Source organism: Shewanella sp. 1180_01 (genome assembly GCF_052850535.1).
Map to the genome: position 1 here is coordinate 1 of NZ_VXCT01000220.1, position 289 is coordinate 289.

Annotated in this window: 1 protein-coding gene; it reads right to left on the reverse strand. The window is 56.4% G+C overall.

Annotated features, from left to right (window positions below):
• Nucleotides 1-289: putative Ig domain-containing protein (locus tag FW758_RS24945; protein WP_446446862.1), on the reverse strand; the 289-nt coding region annotated here is incomplete at both ends.

Consider the following 289-nt stretch of genomic DNA (forward strand, 5'->3'; position numbering starts at 1 on the left):
CATCGTTGACGTTGGTCACCGTGATACTGAAGCTTTGCTCGGCCGTTAAGCCGTCCGTGTCGGTGACTTTCAGTGTCACCGCATGGCTGCCCACATCGGCATTGCTGGGCGTGCCACTTAACAATCCAGTGGCCGCATTGAAGCTCAACCAACTCGGTTTAGTCACCGCGCTGAATGTCAGCACATCACCCACATCAGTATCTGCGGCCGCGAAGGTGTAGCTGTACGCCGCATCCTGAGTGGCGGCAGTGATGGCCGTTGAACTGATGGTCGGTGCATCATTGACGTT